This is a genomic window from Priestia sp. D51 (assembly GCF_053345675.1).
Genome location: NZ_JBLTIR010000001.1, coordinates 991,999 through 1,013,875 on the forward strand (window position 1 = coordinate 991,999; position 21,877 = coordinate 1,013,875).

The 21,877-nt window shown below is 40.1% G+C and carries 21 protein-coding genes; 16 read left to right on the forward strand and 5 right to left on the reverse strand.

Annotation, left to right across the window (positions count from 1 at the left end; all coding sequences use genetic code 11):
* Positions 1–321 precede the first annotated feature (321 nt).
* A complete protein-coding gene (rocF, locus tag ACNHOZ_RS05150) occupies positions 322–1,221 on the forward strand; it encodes an arginase (protein WP_034270538.1) in 900 nt (299 codons plus the stop codon).
* Between the two features lie 230 nt (positions 1,222–1,451).
* Positions 1,452–2,885, forward strand: coding sequence for an amino acid permease (locus ACNHOZ_RS05155; protein WP_043978423.1), 1,434 nt, complete (start codon positions 1,452–1,454; stop codon positions 2,883–2,885).
* Positions 2,886–2,935: 50 nt separating this feature from the next.
* On the opposite strand, the gene ACNHOZ_RS05160 is transcribed toward ACNHOZ_RS05155, so the two are convergent.
* Together ACNHOZ_RS05160 and ACNHOZ_RS05165 are read right to left on the reverse strand one after the other, a co-directional pair.
* Positions 2,936–4,108 (reverse strand): hypothetical protein, encoded by a 1,173-nt coding sequence (locus ACNHOZ_RS05160; RefSeq protein ID WP_328179568.1) that lies wholly within the window; start codon positions 4,106–4,108, stop codon positions 2,936–2,938.
* Between the two features lie 167 nt (positions 4,109–4,275).
* On the reverse strand, positions 4,276–4,509 hold the full coding sequence (locus ACNHOZ_RS05165) for a hypothetical protein (RefSeq protein ID WP_182029200.1): 234 nt from the start codon (positions 4,507–4,509) through the stop codon (positions 4,276–4,278).
* Between the two features lie 157 nt (positions 4,510–4,666).
* Here ACNHOZ_RS05165 and ACNHOZ_RS05170 point away from each other — a divergent pair, with 157 nt between their 5' ends.
* Genes ACNHOZ_RS05170 through ACNHOZ_RS05180 form a run of 3 tightly spaced genes read left to right on the forward strand, consistent with a single transcriptional unit; the run spans position 4,667 to position 8,641 of the window.
* Complete coding sequence (locus ACNHOZ_RS05170) at positions 4,667–6,289, forward strand: spore germination protein (protein ID WP_034270531.1); 1,623 nt, start codon at positions 4,667–4,669, stop codon at positions 6,287–6,289.
* A complete protein-coding gene (locus ACNHOZ_RS05175; protein ID WP_048407607.1) occupies positions 6,279–7,508 on the forward strand; it encodes a Ger(x)C family spore germination protein in 1,230 nt (409 codons plus the stop codon). Before ACNHOZ_RS05170 ends, ACNHOZ_RS05175 begins: the two co-directional genes overlap by 11 nt.
* 17 nt (positions 7,509–7,525) lie before the next feature.
* A complete protein-coding gene (locus ACNHOZ_RS05180; protein ID WP_028415005.1) occupies positions 7,526–8,641 on the forward strand; it encodes a GerAB/ArcD/ProY family transporter in 1,116 nt (371 codons plus the stop codon).
* A 28-nt stretch (positions 8,642–8,669) separates the two neighbouring features.
* Here ACNHOZ_RS05180 and ACNHOZ_RS05185 read toward each other — a convergent pair whose 3' ends face one another.
* Positions 8,670–10,079: a polysaccharide deacetylase family protein gene (locus ACNHOZ_RS05185; RefSeq protein ID WP_048019956.1), complete on the reverse strand. Its 1,410-nt coding sequence runs from the start codon at positions 10,077–10,079 to the stop codon at positions 8,670–8,672.
* Positions 10,080–10,238: 159 nt separating this feature from the next.
* On the opposite strand from ACNHOZ_RS05185, the gene ACNHOZ_RS05190 reads away from it, so the two are divergent.
* The 3 genes from ACNHOZ_RS05190 (at position 10,239) to ACNHOZ_RS05200 (ending at position 12,326) form a co-directional block, all read left to right on the forward strand.
* Positions 10,239–10,739, forward strand: a complete 501-nt coding sequence (locus tag ACNHOZ_RS05190) for an RNA polymerase sigma factor (protein WP_447697052.1) — start codon at positions 10,239–10,241, stop codon at positions 10,737–10,739.
* On the forward strand, positions 10,736–11,599 hold the full coding sequence (locus tag ACNHOZ_RS05195) for an RsiV family protein (protein WP_028415002.1): 864 nt from the start codon (positions 10,736–10,738) through the stop codon (positions 11,597–11,599). The genes ACNHOZ_RS05190 and ACNHOZ_RS05195 overlap by 4 nt, the downstream gene beginning before the upstream one ends.
* Before the next feature lie 196 nt (positions 11,600–11,795).
* Positions 11,796–12,326 carry an HTH-type transcriptional regulator Hpr gene (locus ACNHOZ_RS05200; RefSeq protein WP_028415001.1) on the forward strand — a complete coding sequence of 177 codons (531 nt, stop codon included), beginning with the start codon at positions 11,796–11,798 and terminating at the stop codon, positions 12,324–12,326.
* Between the two features lie 40 nt (positions 12,327–12,366).
* Here the strand turns inward: ACNHOZ_RS05200 and ACNHOZ_RS05205 are convergent, their stop codons facing one another.
* Complete coding sequence (locus tag ACNHOZ_RS05205; protein ID WP_048019957.1) at positions 12,367–13,656, reverse strand: globin-coupled sensor protein; 1,290 nt, start codon at positions 13,654–13,656, stop codon at positions 12,367–12,369.
* Positions 13,657–13,841: 185 nt separating this feature from the next.
* Here ACNHOZ_RS05205 and ACNHOZ_RS05210 point away from each other — a divergent pair, with 185 nt between their 5' ends.
* From ACNHOZ_RS05210 to ACNHOZ_RS05245, 8 genes are all read left to right on the forward strand, one after another.
* Entirely contained in the window at positions 13,842–14,516 is a 675-nt protein-coding gene (locus ACNHOZ_RS05210) for a C40 family peptidase (RefSeq protein WP_033579928.1), read from the forward strand.
* Positions 14,517–14,768: 252 nt separating this feature from the next.
* A complete protein-coding gene (locus tag ACNHOZ_RS05215) occupies positions 14,769–15,116 on the forward strand; it encodes a hypothetical protein (RefSeq protein ID WP_048019958.1) in 348 nt (115 codons plus the stop codon).
* Between the two features lie 18 nt (positions 15,117–15,134).
* On the forward strand, positions 15,135–15,335 hold the full coding sequence (locus tag ACNHOZ_RS05220) for a hypothetical protein (RefSeq protein ID WP_033579930.1): 201 nt from the start codon (positions 15,135–15,137) through the stop codon (positions 15,333–15,335).
* A 2-nt stretch (positions 15,336–15,337) separates the two neighbouring features.
* On the forward strand, positions 15,338–16,864 hold the full coding sequence (locus ACNHOZ_RS05225; RefSeq protein WP_048019959.1) for a glycosyltransferase family 2 protein: 1,527 nt from the start codon (positions 15,338–15,340) through the stop codon (positions 16,862–16,864).
* Positions 16,857–18,080: a nucleotide sugar dehydrogenase gene (locus tag ACNHOZ_RS05230; RefSeq protein ID WP_048019960.1), complete on the forward strand. Its 1,224-nt coding sequence runs from the start codon at positions 16,857–16,859 to the stop codon at positions 18,078–18,080. The genes ACNHOZ_RS05225 and ACNHOZ_RS05230 overlap by 8 nt, the downstream gene beginning before the upstream one ends.
* A 44-nt stretch (positions 18,081–18,124) precedes the next feature.
* Complete coding sequence (locus tag ACNHOZ_RS05235) at positions 18,125–19,546, forward strand: glycosyltransferase family 2 protein (RefSeq protein ID WP_048019961.1); 1,422 nt, start codon at positions 18,125–18,127, stop codon at positions 19,544–19,546.
* 154 nt (positions 19,547–19,700) lie between these two features.
* On the forward strand, positions 19,701–20,096 hold the full coding sequence (locus ACNHOZ_RS05240) for a DoxX family protein (protein ID WP_048019962.1): 396 nt from the start codon (positions 19,701–19,703) through the stop codon (positions 20,094–20,096).
* A gap of 170 nt (positions 20,097–20,266) precedes the next feature.
* A complete protein-coding gene (locus tag ACNHOZ_RS05245) occupies positions 20,267–21,481 on the forward strand; it encodes a cytochrome P450 (protein WP_048019963.1) in 1,215 nt (404 codons plus the stop codon).
* A gap of 23 nt (positions 21,482–21,504) precedes the next feature.
* On the opposite strand, the gene ACNHOZ_RS05250 is transcribed toward ACNHOZ_RS05245, so the two are convergent.
* Positions 21,505–21,873 (reverse strand): winged helix-turn-helix transcriptional regulator, encoded by a 369-nt coding sequence (locus ACNHOZ_RS05250; RefSeq protein WP_013084552.1) that lies wholly within the window; start codon positions 21,871–21,873, stop codon positions 21,505–21,507.
* Positions 21,874–21,877: the final 4 nt, after the last annotated feature.

Sequence of the window (21,877 nt, forward strand, 5' to 3'; positions counted from 1 at the left end):
TCGGATTTTTTATTGCGATGGTAAACGCAGGTTTCATTTATATATTGGCTCACTCCTTTTTAAGAAAGCAAATAAAATTGGCGATTTTAAACCAAACGACAAAAAAATTTGCGTAGTTTGCCAAAAAGTTGTAGAAATCGACAGTTTTTTTGGCATGTGTAAGAAAAACTGTGATAAAAAGACTGATAGAATGCTACAAACAAAGTTGGCATCATTTTTGCATAAGAAATAGATGAGGGGCTGTATCAATGAAAAAATACATAGTTAAATAAACGCCTATGTTTACTTCACACAGACTAACATGCAACGGAGGTATAGAAAATGAAAAAAGAAATTTCAATTATCGGTGTACCAATGGATTACGGGCAAACAAGAAGGGGCGTAGACATGGGGCCGAGCGCAATCCGCTATGCGGGCATGAATACACGCTTAGAAGCTCTTGGCTATACCGTACATGATGAAGGCGATATTAAAGTAGAGATTAAAGAACGGGCAGACGTGGATAAAAACACGAATTTGAAAAACTTAGCGGCTGTAGCCAGCGGAAATGAACAGCTTGCTGCAAGAGTTGAAGAAGTGAAAGAGCAAGACCGCTTTCCGTTAATATTAGGCGGAGATCACAGTATTGCAATTGGAACGCTTGCAGGAGTCGCAAAAGGTTCAGAAAATTTAGGCGTTATTTGGTATGATGCTCATGGTGATTTAAACACCGCTGAAACATCTCCATCGGGCAACATTCACGGCATGCCGTTAGCGGTGAGCCTGGGTATAGGACATCCTGTACTTTTAAATATTGGAGGGTATACACCAAAAATTAAACCTGAAAATCTAGTTATTATCGGTGCACGCTCGTTGGATGATGGTGAAAAAGAGTTAATTAAAGAAAAAGGAATTAAAGTGTATACCATGCATGAAATTGATCGTTTAGGTATGACGCAAGTGATGAAAGAAACGATTGATTATTTAAGCGGTACAGACGGTGTGCACCTGTCGCTGGACTTAGACGGCTTAGATCCAGATGATGCACCAGGCGTAGGTACACCTGTAAAAGGCGGCATCAGCTACCGAGAAAGTCATTTAGCAATGGAAATGTTAGCGGAAGCAGACATGGTCACATCCGCTGAATTTGTAGAAGTGAACCCTATTTTAGATCAGCATAACAAAACTGCAGAAGTAGCGGTTGCGTTAATGAGTTCATTGTTTGGTGATAAGCTTTTATAAGAAAAAGCTACTTACAGGTATCGTGTGGAGAAAATCTGTTATGATCCAAGAAACGGTCATACAGGACTAAGCGGCTGCCATCCTCGCTACGGGGGTGGCGCCATTTGAAAATCATCCGGCATCAATTGACTTCAGTCAGGAAGAGCTGCGTAATAAGCGGCTATAAAAACAAAATAAACCTATAAAAATGAAAGCGATTTCATTTTTATGCAGCAAAGGGAGGAAATGGGATGAATATTCCACAGGGACAGCCAGGAGAATTAAAAAGAACGATGAAAACAAGGCATCTTTTTATGATATCACTAGGGGGATGTATTGGTACCGGTTTTTTTCTTGGTTCAGGTTATACCATCAATGAAGCAGGTCCGATGGGAGCAATGATTTCCTACTTAGTAGGAGGGATCATTATGTATCTAACGATGCTGTGTCTTGGAGAATTATCCGTTGCTATGCCAGTTGCAGGATCGTTTCAAACGTACTCCACTAAATTTATCGGCCCTGCAACCGGTTTTGCGATTGGATGGCTGTACTGGCTAGGATGGGCAGTAACGGTGGCACTTGAGTTTTTAGCTGCCGGACAATTAATGCAAAGATGGTTCCCAGACTCGCCCGTTTGGTTATGGTGCGCCATTTTTGGAGCGTTAATTTTTTCACTAAATGCACTTTCAGCCAAAGCATTTGGTGAAACAGAATTTTGGTTTTCAAGCGTTAAAATTTTCGCCATCATTATGTTCATTGTGGTAGGTGGAGCGGCAATGTTTGGACTTATTGATATGAAAAGCGGACAGGAAGCACCGCTTCTATCAAACTTCTTTGCCGAAGGGCTGTTTCCAAACGGAGTAACGGCTTTGCTGATTACAATGATTACGGTGAACTTTTCGTTTCAAGGAACAGAATTGATTGGAATTGCGGCGGGAGAAAGTGAAAATCCGGAAAAAACAATTCCAAAAGCGATCAAACAAACGGTTTGGCGTACGCTTTTCTTTTTCGTCTTATCCGTGTTTGTCTTAGCAAGCATGATTCCTCGTGAAAAAGCAGGCGTTGTAGAAAGCCCGTTTGTTGTTGTGTTAGATAGTGTAGGTGTACCTTACGCGGCGGATATTATGAACTTTATCATTTTAACAGCTCTTCTTTCAGTCGCAAACTCTGGGTTTTACGCGGCTACACGTATGCTTTATTCTCTTTCAAGAGAAGGAATGGCAAGTCCTGCGCTTGGAAAAGTCAACAAAAGAGGTGTACCGTTTAATGCACTATTAATTACGCTTGTGATTTCATGTTTTTCGCTGCTTTCAAGCGTAGTGGCAGCTAAAACCGTTTTCGTATGGCTGATTTCACTCGCTGGACTTGGCGCTCAAATTGGCTGGATTGCGATTACAGCTTCACTGCTTGCGTTCCGTCGTGCTTACGTGGCTAAAGGTGGAAAAGTAGAAGATCTGAAATTTAGAACACCTCTTTATCCGGTTCTGCCTATCGTAGCGCTTATTACGAACTGTATTGTTATGATCAGTCTTGCGTTTGATCCTGAGCAGCGAATGGCGTTATACTGCGGAGGTATCTTCTTTATAGGCTGTTATGTTTATTATTATTTGAAAATTCGAAAACAAAATCAGTCAAAACAGGAGCAAGAAGTTCAGCTTGCGGAAAATAAACGAATGATTATTTAACATAAAAACCCGGAAAATCATGATTTTCCGGGTTTTTTATGTACTTGTCTTTAGCTATCTAGTGTTGTCTCTTCATTTTTACGGCGGCGAAGTCTCCATAGCGTGATAAGGGCAAGCAGTGTAAGAACGATACCGCTGCCGAGCAGGATATGACTCACTGTTTTATCCTGCTTTTTTTGGCCTTGTTCAAAATATTTCTTGTACATCGCCACCGCAGCTTTATTTTGCTTGTATTTTTTCGGAACGCTCATTTCTTTTCCTAGTTTCCAGCCGTCTTTATAAGCTTTTTGCTGTAAAGATTTCACATCTTTATTCGAATAAAAACCTGCTTTGTACCATTTTTCTAGTTGAGGCTTATCCTGAAGACTTTTAGGCGCTCTATAGGTCTGATAAGTGAAAGCTGAGTCGTATCCATCTGCTTTTACGTCTTTTTGTTTTTGTTTCTGTCCTTTTTCATATCCTTGTTCAAAGGCTGTTTGCAATTCGCCCTCTGCTTCTGCAGGTACTTCGAGTGGAAGGTCGTGATAGCCTTGTACGTAGCCTTGCTTTTCAAACTGCTTTTTTTGCTGATTCAGTACTTCGGCTTGAGCGGTTTCAAAGCCTTCTGTAAAAGCCTGACGTGTGACATCCTCATCATCATACATGCTGGGAACACTCATCGAATCATTTTCAAGACCTTGTTCATAGCCTTCTTTTTTTGCTTTAACAGATAGGTCCATTAAAGAAATAGCTTTTTTGTAGCCTTGAACATAACCTTTATTCCAGTCGGATGACTTAGAAGGGAAGGGGTCGATTTCTGATTGAATAGTAGCATGTTTGTAATCAAGGACGCCTTGCTGATAGCCTTCCTCTTCGCCGGCAGCCATTTCATTTTCTTGTTCAGTCTTGAGCTCTTCCTCTTTTTGCTGCTGTCCTTTTTTATATCCTACCGAATACCCCATCATAAACCATGTGAATTCTTCAGAAGATTTGTCCAGCCCTGTTGTTTGATCGAACTGCTCGAATTTTTTCTGTGCGTATCCATCTTCTTCTCCGAGCGAATAGCCTTCTTGATAAAGAGAGTCAAAAATAGCTTTTACATCTTCAGTTGTATCCACGTCCGTTGACTGGTCCAAAACATCGGAAGAGGAATCCGGGGAATCAGGAGTAGCATAAGAAGAGATGGGGTCACTTGCAAGAATAAGTAAGCAAGCTGTACTAATAACGGCTAATTTTTTTTTCATCATTTCTTCACCTTTTAGTTCAAAGTTAATATTTATTTTGTAGTTTAAGCGTACAGCTTTCCATGAAGAAAGGCGTGTAAAAGTTTCTCCAATTATGAAAATTATAACATTTAAATGGAAAGGAGAATAGGTGGTAAAAAGGAGAAATATGTGTTTTTTACGGAGTTTTATTTTTGCTGCTGTTTTGCTTTTTTTACTTTAAATGAGCGGTAAAATACTTCAACTACAAAACAGAACAAAAGGAAAAAAAGGACAAATAATTCAGCAAACTCCATAACACGAAACGGACTGTAGGCATTTTGCAAGGCCATGGAAAAACTAAATCCTTGCATCATATCCACGCTGATAGAAAATCCCATTAAGCATCCTAACAGTAAAGCTGATATCCAAACGATTTTCATATGTCTCACTCTCCGTTTTTATTTTTTTCTTAAAAACATTCTACTGATAGTTTTTGTTATTTTTTTGGTCTTACGCTTTGATTGCTCTATTAAAAATTGCATACAAAGCATTTATTTGGAAAAAGCTAAAAAAAAGAAAAGAAAGGTGTTTTTAATCGTGCCTTCTTTATTTAAAAATAAAAAAAGCAAAGACAATAAAAAGGAAACAGAGGGTTCGCTACCAGAGGAACAAGAACTGCTGATGCAGTCGCTTGAAGGTAATATAGCTAACATAAAAAAGCGAACGGGGAACAGCTCGGATATGGTGATCCGCTATATAAAAATTGGGGAAAGGGCAGCCATTCAAGCCGCTGTTATCTATATAGACGGAATTGTAGACAATCAGTCTATCCAAGAGCTTTTAGTAGACACCATGATGAAAGATGACGTGTTTTCTGAACCAATAACACCTCAAAACGCCTTTACGTTATTAAAAGAAGATGTAGTAGGAATTGGAGACGTTGCGATTTTACATACGTGGAGTGAAGTGTTTCCCGCCTTGATGTCAGGAGACACGCTTATCTTGATAGATGGAAACAACCATGCGATGAGTGCAGGTACGAAGGGCGGGGAGTGGCGTTCAATTCAAGAACCGACTACACAGCTTGTCGTTCGGGGTTCTAAGGAAGGGTTCACGGAATCGATTGCTAAAAACATGCCCATGGTCAGGCGAATTATCAAATCGCCTGACTTATGGGTAGAAACGATGAAGATTGGGAAAGTAACGCAGACAGACGTTTCAATGATGTACATTAATGGGATTGCCAATGACAAAATCGTAAAAGAAGTAAAGCAGCGTCTTAACCAAATTAATATCGATAGCATTTTAGAATCAGGCTATGTAGAGCAGCTTATTGAAGACCAAACGTACACTACTTTTCCTACAATGTATCACACGGAGCGTCCCGATATCGTTGCAGGAAATCTCTTAGAAGGGCGTATTGCGATTTTTGTAGACGGAACGCCATTCGTTCTGATTGCACCTGCTGTCTTCATTCAGTTTTTTCAGTCTCCTGAAGATTATTATTCGCGCTTTGATATTGCCACGTCGATTCGTTTTTTACGCATTCTTATTTTTTTTATTTCACTGATTGCACCGGCTACGTATGTAGCGATCACAACTTTTCATCAAGAAATGGTTCCGACGAAGCTGCTCATCGCCATTGCTGCACAGCGGGAAGATGTTCCGTTTCCTTCCTTGGTTGAAGCGCTCATTATGGAAGTCACATTTGAAATTTTGCGAGAAGCTGGTATTCGACTTCCAAGGGCAATCGGTTCTGCAGTTTCAATTGTAGGAGCGCTCGTGATTGGGCAAGCATCGGTTCAAGCAGGGATTGTGTCTCCAGCGATGGTTATTGTTGTAGCGATGACGGCGATTGCAAGCTTTGCGACGCCTTCATTTGCCATTGCGATTTCTGCTCGGCTCATTCGCTTTGTTTTTATGATTGCAGCGGCTACTTTCGGGTTTTATGGCATTATCCTGTGCTTTTTAATGATGATTGTTCATCTCTGCAGTCTTCGTTCATTCGGTGTTCCATACATGACGCCTCTTGCTCCATTTATTCCGAGCAATTCAGGTGATACCATTGTTCGCATGCCGTGGTGGACGCTTAGACAAAGACCAAGGCTCATCAGTAGTGGAAATATGGTGAGAGAAGGAGACAACCAGCGCCCAATGCCTCCTAAAAGCCGGGGAATGGCAAACACTACGGTGAAAGAAGGCGATCAAAGTGATGCGTAAAGGGCTTTTATGTACAGTTATGGCATTTTCGATTTGCATCCTTTCAAGCTGCTGGAGCAGTAAGGAATTAACCGATTTAGCGATTGTCGCAGCGATGGGAATTGATAAAACAAAAGATGGTCAGTATCAAATCACGCTGCAAATTATTAATCCAGGTAACGTAGCCGGCGGTCTTCAAGGCGGCGGGGGTGGTACCCAAAGTCCGTCTGTTTCCGTATACGGAGCAAAAGGCGCAAACTTAGTGGAAGCAAGCAGAAGAGCATCGAGCACGGTATCAAGAAGACTGTACTACGCTCATACAAACTTAATTGTTATCGGAGAAAGCCTAGCGAGAACGGAAGGCATTGATGTCATTATTGATGGCATTGACCGAGATCCGGAATTTCGAATTACATCTGATATGGTCATTGCAAACGGCGTAAAAGCTTCCAGTTTTGTAAAATCTCTTACGCCAATTGATAAAATTCCAGCTAATAAAGTCCTTAAAACGCTGGAGCTCACCGAAAAAAAGTGGGGAGAACATATGAAAGTATCGGCTCAAGAAGTTATGAAAAACCTTGAATCCCCGGGAAGTCAAGCGCTGATGTCAGGGTTTGGAATAAGAGGTAGCGCTCAAAAAGCCCAAACGCTGCAAAATCTTCAGCAAACTGCTCCTGAATCGACTCTTCGTGCAGAAGGACTCGGCATGTTTAAAGATGGGAAGTTGATTACATTTTTATATGGAAAAAAAGCGCGAGGCGTGATGTGGCTGCGGGATAAAGTGCAGGGAACAGATGTGAATATTTCATGGAAAGATAAAAAGAAAGCCATTGCTTATCAAGTCGTCCGTCAGCGAACAAACGTGAGTGCAAATATGGTAAACGGCAAACCAAAGATGATTGTACGAACTAGAGTAGAAGGAGATATTGGTGAAATGGAAGTACCTATAGATATTAAAAATCCATTTGTGATTCTTGATATTGAAAAAAAAATAGAAGCAGCGATTGAAAACGAAATAAAAGAAGCGTTTGCTTTTGCTCAAAAAAAACAGACGGATGTTGTGGGATTTGGAGAAGTCGTGCACGAAAATTATCCGAGGCAGTGGAAAAGGCTTCAGCATGAGTGGAGCGATGTGTATTTTCCTGAAGTGGAGATGGATGTGAAAGTAGAAGCGTATGTAAGACGAGCAGGTTTGCGAAACAAGTCGTTTATGTCTGATGCGGTAAAACAACGCCAGTAAACAGGAGGGAGCAATGAGTGGAAAAAGTGAAAATTAGCTCTGTGCAGTTTTTTATTTTAATCGTCCTTTTTGAACATGGAAGCGCATTGCTCATTCCGCTTGCAATGGATGCAAAACAAGACGCCTGGCTTGCTATTTTACTCGGTATGTTTGGGAGCTTATTGCTTTACCTCATTTACTACCGGCTGTATAGGTACTATCCTAATATGCTGCCGACAGAATACATGCAAAAGCTGCTAGGGAAAGTCTTGGGATCTGCACTTGCTTTTTTATATTTGCTTCATTTTTCATATGCTGCCGCTCGCGTACTTCGTGATTTTGGAGAAATGCTGCTGACATTTGGCTACCCCGACAGCCCTTTGTTTGTCGTGAACGCGATGTTGATGCTGTTGATTATTTATACTGTGCACAAAGGACTTGAAGTAGTGGCTCGGGCAGGAGAGCTCATGTTTATTTTGATGTATATCTTGGCTGTAGCAGGATTTGTGCTTATTTTTGTTTCAGGATTAATTGATTTTACTTCTTTAAAACCGATACTTGGAGATGGGATTTGGCCGGTTTTAAAAACAGTCGCCACTCAGACTCTGTATATTCCGTATGGAGAAGCTGTTGTGTTTACGATGATTTTTCCATATGTAAAAGATCCTAAAAAAGTAAAGCTTGTAGGCCTTTGCGGCATTGTGTTAAGCGGCATTAATTTAGCAATTACAATGGCGATCAACGTGAGTGTATTAGGGATAGGGTTGACTAACAGGTCGGTCTTTCCGCTTTTAAGTACGGTAGAGAGCATTAGAGTAGCTGATTTTTTAGAGCGGCTAGACGTGTTTTTTATGATTGCGTTAGTCATTGGAGGGTTTGTTAAAATCAGCGTCTTTTTTTACGCGGTAATTGTGGGGCTTTCCACGCTGTTTAAGGTAAAACGACCTTCTGCGCTGACATATCCTGTTGGCACGGTGATTTTATTTTTTTCTCTGACGATTGCAAGTAATTTTCAAGAGCATTTAAAAGAAGGCTTAACGATTATGCCGGTGCTACTTTTTATCCCTTTTCACGTAGTGATTCCGCTTACGCTGCTCTGTATAGCCTTTATTAAACATCGCATAAAAAAAACAAAAGCGCTGCAGCCATCCTAATGGCTGCAGCGCATTCGTCTGCGATCCTCTACTGCAAGTGCAGCTGTTCCCGCTCTTTTTTTACTTGTTCTAGCTGTGAAATCGTAACAAGCTGATATCCTTGTGCGTGAAGCTGCTTCATAATTTCAACTGCTGCTTCGGCACTTGTTTGGTAAATATCATGCATTAAAATAACTTTCCCGTCTCCGACTTGGCTCATAACTGCTTGAACGGAGTGAGGAACGTTTCGATATTTCCAGTCTTCAGGATCGATATCCCATAGAGTCACGCCAACATTTCCGACATAACGTCTTACATTTGCGTTCACAGCTCCATAAGGAGGACGTACATGCATTGGTTCATAGCCGCTCACTTGTTTAATAAGCGCTTGGGTATCGCCTATTTGGTGTTTGACCTGCGCTTCATTTAAACGTGTGAGCTGAGGGTGGTCCCAAGAGTGATTTCCGACTTCGTTGCCTTCCTTCACCATACGTTGGATTGTTTCAGGATAATATTGAACGCGGCTTCCTAACACAAAAAAGGTAGCGTGTCCGTTCACTTCTTTTAATCCATCTAAAATCACATTGGTAGATGCAGGGTTAGGTCCATCATCAAAGGTCATCGCAACGACTTTTTTAGTTGGATCAATAGGCGCTCCTTGCTGCGGTATTTCGTTAACGATATGTTTTGGAGGCGTTTCTTTGACTTTATTTTTATTTGCGGCTTCGTCTTTGTAAGCATCACTCAGCATGTCTTTAAATAAATCTTTTTGGATAGCGATTGTTTTGGTTTTCGTTTGTTCAGCACCTAGCTGATAAGGCTTAAAGTAGATCACAATACTGTTTTCAAGCAGCGCAAACTGACTGAAATTTTGATTGGCTGCCTGAGTTCCTTTTTGAAGGCCCGGGTCAAAATCAGCTTTTTTCATTTGTTTTTTTAATTCAGCGTATGAAATAGCCGAAAGGCGATCTAAATAGTTTGCATTCTCGTTAAATAAATCTTTTAACGTCATTTGTTTTTGAGCAGGCAGGTCAAATGTAAAGGTTTTGAGAGAAGACGTTCCTTTCTCTCCATTTATAGATTCATATTCATCAAAGACAATGCTTAGCGTTTGCTTGCTGTAATGGACGATTTTATATGTAATCGTTAATTCAGATTTTTTCTTTTTTGACTGCTTCTTCAGATTTTTTTCATAGTGTGCCACTTGATCTATTACGTAAGCTTGAATGGATTGATCAATTTCTTTTTTACCAAAGGAAGGGTAGCTAATGGCATAGCCTCCGTCGGTAAGGTCCTTAACTAGCGTTTGAATTTCAACGTCTGGATAGGTTTGATCTGTTTGAATACTTGCCGTTTTTTTCTCTGTACTGTTTGCTTTGACGATATACCCTGCTGTACCAAGAAACAAAATACAGCATCCAAGCAGTGTCAAAATACGTTTGTAGCCCATGGTTTTCATGTAGTAATATTCCCCTTTTTGTATATATCTACCTAATAGACGCATGAGACCATCATTTAGTTTTACTTTTTTTAAAAAAAACCAAACTATTTTTCTACTCATTCCGTCTACCTTATAGATGTACTTCAGCAAGAGAAAATAGAAGGGGTATGAAAGACAATGAAAAAACACGATGCACATCAGATGCTCGTAGCATGCATAAGCGAGCATAAAGCAGATTTTTACCGGCTTGCTTTTAGCTATGTAAAAAATCAAGAAGATGCGCTTGATATTGTGCAAGAATCGATTAAAAAAGCACTCATTTCAATAGACAGTATCAAAGATATTCAATCGATTAAAAGCTGGCTTTATAAAATTGTTGTACGAACGGCAATCGATTTCCTGCGTAAGCATAAACGTTTAACGCTTATGGGCGATGAAGAGCTTGAGTATCTGAGCAGCGGACGTGAAGATCAGTATGAAGATATTGATTTAAAGCAAGCAATGGATCAGCTGCCGGTTAAATATAAGACGATTATTATTCTGCGGTTTTTCGAAGATTTAAAAATGGACGAAATTGCGGAAATCATTGAGGAAAATGTAAATACAGTAAAGACAAGGCTATACAGAGCGTTGAACCTGTTGCGGATTACGATGACGGAGGAGGACTTAGAACAATGAATGAAAAAATAGAAAAGTTAAAGAAGCAGTATCATGACATTCCTATTCCAGACGAATTAGATGGTGTTGTTGCACAGGCACTTTCTTCACACCCTCGTAAAAAGAAATTCTATATTTGGCCGAGCTCGATTGCGGCAGCAGCGATGATTTTTATCACAACGGTGAATGTAAGTCCAGATGCGGCAAATGCAATGGCAAAAATTCCTGTACTGGGAAAAGTAGTAGAAGTAATTACATTTGAGGAACTAAAACAAGAAGAAAAGCATTCTCGTATTGACGTGAAAACACCATCGATTTCAGGCTTGGAAAACAAAGGTCTTCAAACAAACTTAAATGAAAAGTATATAAAAGAAAATGAACAGCTGTATGAACAGTTTAAAAAAGAGATGAAAACATTACGAAAAGAAGAGAAAGGAAACGTGGCTGTCAGTAGCGGCTATGATATTATGACAGATACCGATGATTTGCTTGTGGTTCATCGATATGTGGAAGAATCGAGAGCTTCAACGTCGAGCGTTAATCAGTACGACACGATTGATAAAAAACACGAAGTGCTCGTTACGCTTCCAAGTTTGTTCAAAGATAAAAGCTATATAAAGGTCATTAGTGAAAATATTAAACAGCAAATGAAAGATCAAATGAAGCATGAAGAAGGCAAAATCTATTGGCTGACTGAAGAAGATATGGATCCTTTTAAAGAGATTGCTGAAAATCAAAGCTTCTACATTACAAAAGATCACAAGCTTAGAATTGTATTCGATAAATACAAAGTCGCTCCAGGATATATGGGAAACATTGAGTTTGAAATTCCAACGGACGTTATTTCAAACCTTCTAGTTGGTAAACGGTATATTCATTAAAAACCAGGCGTGAACACTGAACGTTCACGCCTGGCTTTTTACATAAAGAAACGTTTAAATTTATTTTTATGCAAAATAAGTTGAAATATATAAGCAATCATGTATAATATTCTGTATATATTTTCATTCTTTTTATTTATAAAGTCTTAGGGACAAATGATGTGAACGGTTGCATTTCTAGAGAGGAAGTGAAGAGGTGAAACGCACGTTAAATCAAGATACGATTAAAGATGCCATGCTGTTTAATCAGCTTGTGATGCAAGTAAGCAAAGCTCTTTGGAAGTCTACTGAAAAGGATTGGGAACAGTGGGTTAAGCCGTACGATCTGAGCATTAATGAGCATCACATTTTAGGGATTGCTTATCAGCTGGAAATTGCGTCGATGACCGACATTTCAAAGCTAGGCGTCATGCATTTATCCACAGCTTTTAACTTTGCAAAAAAATTGCACCTGCGGGGCTATCTTACCCTTTCTAAAAATGAGAAAGATAAGCGGAATACATACGTGCAGCTCACAGAAGAAGGAAAAAAGATGTTTTTAAAAACGATCGAGGATTATAACCCTCTTGAAAATCCTTTGTTTCAAGGAGCGATGCCGCTGCGAGATGTTTATGGAGAGCTGCCTGACTTTGTTGAGCTGACCGCTCTGATTCGAAGCATATACGGAGATGATTTTGTCCAGTTCATCGAACGTTCTTCTCAAGAGCCCGCTAGCTTGAAAAAATAAAAAAGCCTTCTTGTGCAAGCTGAGAAGGCTTTTTTGCATATCAACTTTTTTCAGTTAACCGTTCAAGTTCTTCTGAGGAATGGGCCATCTTCTCAATCCGCAGAGATAGCTGCTTCATTGCGTCAGCGATTTTATCAAGCTCTTTTTTTGTTAGAACTGTTTGCTGTTTGTTCTCGGTTGTTATGCTAAGGACGTTCGTGAAAAAAGAAGTAATGTTGTTCATATTGTCAGCTGTATCTTTTGTTAATGTAGCGACTTCTCCACCTAACGCCGAAACGCTTTCGATTTGTTTTTGAATGTCTCCGATAAAAGTAGAAATATTAGAAATCGATTTCTTCGTTTCTTCTGCAAGCTTCCGTACTTCCTGTGCCACCACTGCAAATCCTTTTCCATGCTCACCTGCTCGAGCAGACTCAATCGAAGCGTTTAATGCCAATAAATTCGTTTGCTCCGCAATAGAAGTAACAATCGAAACGATTTGATGGATTTGCTGTGATGTATGTTCGAGCGTTTTCATTTTGTTTTGAATGAGCGACGTATTTTTTTGTATGCTTCCAAGCATGTTTTGTTCTTCTTTTAATTTTGCTTGACTCGTAACGGATTCTTTCTCAATGACTTCTGCCAATTGGGAGCTTTTGTTTGCATAAGAAACGACGTCAGAAGACTGATTGTGCACTTGATTCATAAATTTCTTCGTTTCTTCAGATAACGAGGAAAGGATAGATGATGTACGAGAGATTTCTAGCTGAATTTTCTCTTTTTGAGTCTGAAGTCCAGCGCGCTGCTCGTCATATTCAAGCTCATAGGCTTTTAACACAATTTGCTGTTCTAGACTAATAAGCTTTGTCATACTTGCGATAAAAGCTAGACATTCTTCTTTTGATTCCATCGTACGTTCACATACTGAAAGAAGCGACGTAAATAAATTTTGAAATGCGCACAAATACCAGTTTGGCTCAAGTCCAATTTTAACGTGCATCTTGGAAATTTTTTGACGTTTTACCACAAAAGCGTCGTCTATTTGTCCATCAAACATTTCTAAGATGTGCTGTTTTAACGTTTGTTTTAATGCATGGACGCTGCTGTGCTTTTCGATAATCGCAACCAAATGAGCCTGTTCGCCAATAGCTTTATAAAAATCATTCACGATTTCTTCGATGGCGTTCAGCGCGTGAACTTGAAATCTGGCAATGCGTTCGAGATCCTCTGCCGTTAAGGAAATCATGTTAATCTGCTTTTTTATCATCGGGTCCGATACATGAAGCTTTACAGTGATGGATTCGACAGCCGCGGCTTCGGGGTGCACGTTGTTTCGTTTAAACCAATTCATGTTTATCACCTTTATTTGCTAGAATAGTTGTTTTTCTCTTCTTCTTATATTTCGGCGTTTTACGTCTAAGAGTTGAGGCTGTTTAAAAAGATTGTTATCAAATTGTTATCTTCTATTAATTGAATTGTTATCCGCAGATGTTATGGTTGTACGGTGCTTAAAACATGATTCGGGGAGGAAACGAAATGAAAAAAATGCTATCGGCGCTTCTTGTAGGAGGAGCTTTATTTGCAAGTCCGGCAATGGGACATGCTGCGTTTGGCGACACGGTTTTAAAACAAGGGATGACAAATGATGATGTTGAACAAGTTAAAACGGTGTTAAAAGATAAAGGATTTTTAAAAGGCGAAGTATCGCGTTATTTTAATTATGAAACAAAAAAAGCGGTTATGGCTTTTCAAGAGAAACATAACCTAGAAGCAGATGGAATTGTTGGAGAGAATACATACAATGCATTAGGTAAAGGCGGCGTTGTAGAAGGCGAATCAGAAGTGAATACGGATAAAGTAATCAGCAAAGCAAAATCCTTAATGGGCACCCCGTACAAATGGGGCGGCACTACACCTTCGGGATTTGACTGCAGCGGATATCTTCAGTATGTATATAAAGAAAGCGTAGGCGTTGATATTCCAAGAACGGTTGAAGATATCTATAAAGCAGGTGAAAATGTAAGTGAACCGCAGGTAGGAGATCTTGTTTTCTTTGAAACGTACAAAGAAGGTCCTTCTCATGCAGGCATTTATCTTGGAGACGGACAGTTTATTAACGCATCGTCTTCTAAAGGCGTTACAATTAGCGATAAAAATTCAAGCTATTGGAAAGAGCGCTATATAGGAGCAAAGCGTATTGCAGTCAACTGATTCATAATTTAATAAATAAACAAGGCAAAGCTTAAAGGCTTTGTCTTTTTTTGTTTTCGTTTCAACAGGACTAGGTAACAAGGATCCTGTGTAAAATGGGCTAGTCATGTGCGTATTTGTATGAAAATACGACAAAAGTTCTGTCACCTTTACGACAGAGCTTGTATATATTGATAAAGTAATCTCTTAGGTTAAGTCAATTGTTGTAGGTAATTTGAAGGGATAACAGTATAAAAAGGAGGAACAAACTTTATGTTTTTTTGTTGTTACCGTCGCTATGTAGAAAAGATAAAATACCTGTTGTTTTCAAATCGATTTGCTGAATTTATTCAGGAAAACACAAAAAAAGCAGTAGAAGACGTTGTTTATTCCGACACGTTTAAAGAGTATGTGATCAGTATTATTAAAGAAGCTCAAGAATCACCTTTTAAAGAAATTGCCAAGCAGTATATCGGACAAGAAGTTGTAATTGAAACAACGGCTGGTCCGCTTGAGGGCGTCGTGACGTTTGTTGGGGATAACTATTTAGAATTGATAGAGTCTTCCACATCAACGGTATTACTGCCATTTACAAGCATCGTCACCATTCAAAGTGCTTAAACGAAAGGAGAGAAAAGTATGTTTCAAGATGCATTAAGAGAAAATGTGGGTTCATTTGTGCAAATCATCACAGCTATTGACGTTATTAATGGAACACTGCTTGCTGTTACGGACGCAGCTGCTGTTGTACGTACATCAAGCTCATATGGTGAGCCAACGGATGTAACCATTCCACTAGTATCCATTACGTATGTTCGAATTTTTAGCGGAGTTGAGTGAGTTTGAAAGTATCAGTGATTATTCCAGCCTGTAACGAGGCCGATTCTTTGTTACCTGTCATTAAAGAAGTTCAAAAAATGAAGCCGTTTGAGATTATTGTCGTCGTAAATGGATCCAGTGATACAACAAAGGAAATAGCCGAGGATGCAGGATGCCGCGTTGTTTATTATGAAGAAGCTCTTGGTATTAATATCGGAAGAGCCATTGGGGCTAAAAAAGCAAAAGGAGATATTTTGCTTTTTTTGGACGGAGATATAGCGGTTCCTCATGAGGAGCTGATGAAATATACTCAAGCTATAGAAACCGGTCATGATATCGCTTTAAATAATCTTACATGGATTATGAAACGAAAGGTGCGTCCTCATCCTGTTTCTGTTGCCAAATATATGCTGAACTTGTGCTTACAGCGTGAAGATTTATCTGTTCAAGCCTTAACAGCTATTCCTCATGCCATCAAAAAAACATCAGCAGCTAAAATCGGATACGAGAATTTAGCTCATCCGCCCCTCGCTCATACGATTGCTCTTTTAAAAGGAATGTCAATTGTTGCACCGTGTTCTTCAGACGTTATTTATACAAACAAGATTCGAAACACTCATAAAACCATTCCTACCAATTCCCCTTTTCCTATTTCCACTAACTATATCATTGGAGATCACATTAAAGCGTTAGCTCATCTTATTGAAGAAAAAGGAATAAGAGGCGGACTAACAGACGGCGATCGAAACCGGGAAGTTGTTTCGGCTTATACACCGAATGTGAAACGGAAAACAGGCGTTAAGTACAGCGCCGTTATTCCAGTAGGTGAAGAAAAAGAAACGATTGCAAGCGTGATCCAAGAAGTGAAAAAAGCAGGAGTGGAAGAAATCATCGTGGTTGCCAACGGAGCCGATGAAGTGACGGTTAAGCGAGCAATTGAAGCGGGTGCTACTGTTCTTCATTACAAGCAGCGGCTTGGGCATAACGTCCCTCGAGCAATCGGTGCGATGTACAGCAGCGGTGAGATTTGCTTGTTCATAGATGGAGACATTGTGATTTCCGCGGAAGATTTACGACGGTATTTAGAAGCAGCTGACCAAGGCATTGATGTAGCGCTTAATAATTTAGAGTGTCTGCTGGATGAAGTGCATCCTATTCACTCGGTAAGTACTGCCAAATATTTTCTGAACCTTATCTGTAAACGTCCTGATTTAACAATTAATACAACGACGGCTATTCCCCATGCCATTAAACGAAATGTAATGGAGAAGGTTGGCTACGAATCTCTTATTATTCCGCCTTTATTTCAATTAAAAAGTATTATGTACGGCTTTATGGTTCAGCCCGTTCATTTTGTTGATGTGGCGCGAACGAACCGGGTTCGAAAGGAGCACATGAAAGTCAAAGGTTTGGCGGCATCAACGCAGCGTATTCTAGGAGATTATGTTGAGGCCCTTGCATACTATATTAGCCAAACAAGTGAAAGAGGCGAGTTTCTTCCGGACATACGAAGACATGATATCTTGTTTGAGGTGTTGAAGAATGAATAAAAAAGTTGCTGTTATTGGTCTTGGCTATGTTGGATTGCCGCTTGCTCTTTTATTTGCAAAGAAAAACTATAGCGTCGTTGGTCTTGATATTGACGCACGAAAAATTGAGGCGCTAAAACAAGGGAAAAGCTATATTCCAGATGTGCATAGTGATGTGATTCAAAGCGAGAAAAATTTTGAAGCATATGAGTTACAAAAAGGTATCTCTGCATTTCAAGCATGCGATTATGTAGTTGTGACCGTGCCAACTCCTATTACAGAAAATCATAACCCCGATCTAGGACCAGTCATTAGCGCATCTGCATTCTTAAAAGAACAGATGGTAAAAGGGCAAACCGTTATTTATGAAAGCTCTACTTACCCAGGCACGCTTGAAGAAGTCGTGTTGCCTATTTTGAAAGATTCCAACTTACAGGCAGGTAAAGATTTTTATCTAGCTTATTCTCCAGAACGAGTTGATCCGGCAAACAAATCATACGATATTGAGCATATTCCAAAAGTAATTAGCGGCTACAGCAAAGACTGCCTTTATCACGTGCAGACGTTTTATGAAAGTATTTTTCAGCAAGTCGTACCTGTTTCTTCTCCAAAAGTAGCGGAAATGTGCAAGCTGTTTGAAAACATTCAGCGCCTTGTCAATATTTCGTTGGTGAATGAAACAAATGAATTGTGCGAGGAATTAGGGATTGATTTTCATGAGGTATTACAGGCGGCATCTACTAAGCCGTTTGGGTTCACACCGTATTATCCAGGACCCGGAATTGGAGGGCACTGCATACCCGTTGATCCGCTTTATTTTTTATGGAAACTAAAGCAAAATGGGTTAACGAGCGAACTTATTGAAGTTGCTCATCATATTAATGAAGAAATGCCAAATAAAGTAATTAGACGTGTTGAAAAGCAGCTCGCAGCAAATGAGAAACGCGTGTTTGTTGTAGGCATCGCGTATAAAAAAGACGTAAATGATATGCGTGAATCGCCTGCGCTGACGGTATGTGAAGGTCTTTTAGCCAAAGGATATGAGCTGACGTATCATGACCCTTACATTGACTCCGCTATATTAAATAAGCAAACGTATTTCTCTGTCCCGCTGACAAAAGAAGAAGTTAAAAAAAGCGATGTTGTACTTGTGTTAACCGATCACAGTCAAATCGATTGGTCGATTGTAAAATACGCAAAAAAAGTTGTCGATACAAGAGGTATTTTAAATGAATGAAACCGCTGAATTGTTCAGTGGTTCTTTTTTTAGGGGGGATATCAATGAATACTCTTTCTGTCGTTCTGCCCGTTTACAATGAAGAAGAAATGTTAAAAAGCGTGCTTAAACAAATTAAAAAAGTGAACGTGCTTGAGATTATCATAGTTGCAAACGGCTGTACCGATGCTTCAGTTAAAATAGCGAAAGAAGAGGGATGTACGGTAAAAGTAGTAGAAAAACGCCTTTCTCCACATGAAGCGAGAATGGAAGGGGCAAAGGCTGCTAAAGGAGATGCCGTCTTATTTGTAGACGGCGATATTATTCTTTCGGCTTCCGAGCTTGAGCGTTTTGTTCAGCCGCTGTTATTTGAACATAGCGATGTGGTGCTAAACAAGTGGGAAAAAACAAAGATGAATGCTTTTAACCGCAGCGAGCTGACGTGGAGTACGGTTCTGCATCATGCACTTGGAAAGCCTCATCGTGCCAACGCTTGTTTAAAAGCGCCTTACGGTGTGCTAGTAAGCGTATTAAAGAACCACTGGGAGTTGCCGCCTCTTTCTTTATTTGTGACGTTCTTAACACAGTATCGTGTAAGCTCGCATATTACGATCGAAACGCAGGGAAAGGGAAGCTTTCGTCCGTTTGATCGGCCGCTGCGTAGCAGAGAACGAATTCAATCCTACCAGCAGCTTCTTCAAACATATTATACGTTTGCGTCACACCGTAAAAGGCGAGTGGATATGCTCGCACAGCCTCTTCCAGTTGTTGAGCACGGCTGGGGGAGATTATCTTCTTTTTATGGAGGTAAACAGCTTTCTGTTATTATTCCGGTTTGCAACGAAGAACAAACACTCAAACAAGTGATTGCAGAAGCAAGAAAACTTGAACCGTTAGAAATTATTGTTGTGATTAACGGCTCTACGGATCAGTCGGAGAAGTATGCCAAAGAACAGGGTGTTAAAACTATTGTTTACGATGAGCGGTTAGGGCATGATTGCGGAAGAGCTGCAGGAGCACTTGCAGCAACGGGAGATATTCTTCTCTTCATAGACGGGGACTTTGTTCTTTCAGCTCAGGAGTTGTATCCGTTTGCTGCAGCGGTAGCGAGCGGTGTCGATGTAGCTTTAAACATATGTGAAGATGAAGAAAAGCTCACGCATGTGGTCCAGGGGTGGAAGTACGTGTTGAACGAGACAATAGGAAGAAAAGATTTATTAATGAGCTCCATGACAGCTGTTCCTCATGCCATAAGCAGAGAGTGCCTCGAGAAAATTGAGCCCGAATCTCTTGCTGTACCGCCTTTTGCCCAAGTAAAAGCCATAGTAGGGGGTTTTCATGTGCAGGCCGTTCACCATGTTGATGTAAATAAATTTAACCGATTTCGATATTCTGAACACTTATCATTAAAGAGCCATTCTGCTACGGCAGAACTCATTATTCAGGATCATATTTTTGCATTTCTATCTTATCTTCAGCGTGACTGAGCAGGAAGCATGGTCTTATTTTCAAAAAAATGTTTAAAATGAGGTAAAGAAATTTGCTGATATCTTGTTTTTCTGTTCTAACCTCTTGAATTTGTTCACAGTTGTAACTAAAATTGTTACATGTGCAGACAAAAGTAAAAAAGGAGGAAAAGAAATGAAAAGCTATCAGCTTGGAACGTTTTTACTTCGTCTTATGTTAGGACTAACGTTTTTTATTCATGGACTTGGCAAATTTCAAAGCGGTATTGATAATACGGTCGGTTTTTTCCACAGCATGGGGATTCCCGCGTTTTTCGCTTACGCAGTTGCTGTTATTGAATTCGTAGGAGGAGCTGCTATGATTCTTGGGTTTCAAACGCGCTTAATAGGTGTTCTGTTTGCGATCGTGATGATTGGCGCTATTTTCACAGCGAAAAGCGGTGCTGGTTTTACAGGCGGCTATGAGCTTGAGATTGCCCTTTTTGCTGTTTCGCTTCATGTGATTCTAGCAGGAAGCGGCGCGTACGCGTTAGACAACCGATTACAAAAGCCAGAAGAACATTATTCTTAAAAAGGGTAGGCGCTATGCGCCTACCCTTTTTTGTAAAATATATACTTCTATCGATTCATTTTTACTAAAATATACAGCTATCATTTTTAAGGAAATTCGTATATATGGTACTATTTGGTCATAGATGACTACATAGTCAGTCTATTTGAACGATACGGGGAGGTTTTAACATGAAAACCGAAAGAGAAAACGGAATCGTCCGTCAAGTGAATACGATTCAATCAAAAGAAGAGCGCTTTAATCCTTTTTCATGGTATGAAGAGATGAGAAACAGCGCGCCTGTGCAATGGGACGAAGAAAGGCAGGTATGGGATGTTTTTCACTATGCTGGAGTCAAAGAAGTGCTAGAACAAAAAAATATTTTTTCTTCTGATCGAAGACCTCCACAAAACCAAAGACAAACTGCTCTAGGAACAAGCCTAATTAATATTGATCCGCCTAAGCATGCTGAAATGAGAGCGCTTGTTAATAAAGCTTTTACGCCTAAAGCAATGAAAGCATGGGAGCCTAAAATTGCGCGCATTACCGCTGAATTATTACAAGAAGTTGAGCATCTTGAAGATATTGATATAGTTGAGCATCTTTCCTATCCGCTTCCGGTTATGGTAATTGCCGATATTTTAGGCGTCCCGATAGAAGATCAGCGCCAGTTTAAAGACTGGTCGGATATTATCGTAGCGGGTCCATCGAATAATGAACGTGAAACGCTCGAAAAATTGCAGCAAGAGAAAATGAAAGCAAACGATGAGTTAGAAACTTATTTTTATCGAATCATTGAAGAAAAACGGACGCAGCCAGGAGATGATATTATTTCCGTGCTTCTTCAGGCAAAAGAAGAAGGGAAACAGCTAACGGATGAAGAGATTGTCGGTTTTTCTATTTTGCTGCTGATTGCAGGAAACGAAACAACTACGAACTTAATTTCAAATACGATTTATTGTTTAATGGAAGATAAGGCTTCTTTTGAACATCTCAAACGTGAGAAAGAGCTTTTGCCTTCTGCGATCGAAGAAGTTCTTCGCTATCGTTCACCCGTTCAGGCTCTTCACCGAATCGTAAAAAAAGATGTGACTCTTGCCGGTCAAAAACTAAAAGCGGGCGAACACGTTATTCCATGGATGGGATCCGCGCACCGAGACGCGCAGTACTTTGAAGACCCAGATGTATTTAAAATCGACCGAAAACCAAATGTGCATATGGCATTTGGAAGAGGGATTCATTTTTGCTTAGGAGCACCGCTTGCTCGAATCGAAGCAAAGATTATGCTGGCTGAGCTGATTGATCGCTATCCGCATATGGACTGGAGCCCGGCATTTGAGTTAAAGCCGATTGAAAGCACGTTTGTGTACGGGTTAGAAGAATTATTGATTCGTAAACATGTATAAAAAAAGCACGCTTTGCGTGCTTTTTACTCTTTCTCTGCCTGAATTCTCGCTTCAGCAATTTTATCCGTATGATCATATCCCCATTTAAACATCAGCTCGATAATAGGAATGAGAGTTTCTCCAAAAGGCGTTAAATAATATTCTACTTTAGGCGGAACTTGTTTGTAGACTTCGCGGTGGATAATTCCGTCCCGCTCAAGTTCACGAAGCTGCAGCGTCAGCATTCGCTGCGTCACGCCTGGAATGAGTCTGCGCAGTTCATTAAAGCGCCGGCGTTCCTTCGATAATTGATATAAAATGACGCTTTTCCATTTGCCTCCGACTACATCAACGGCTGCTTCCACAGGGCAAGAATAGCCGTGAGGCTCCCATTTTGTTAAGTCGTATTTCATAGTG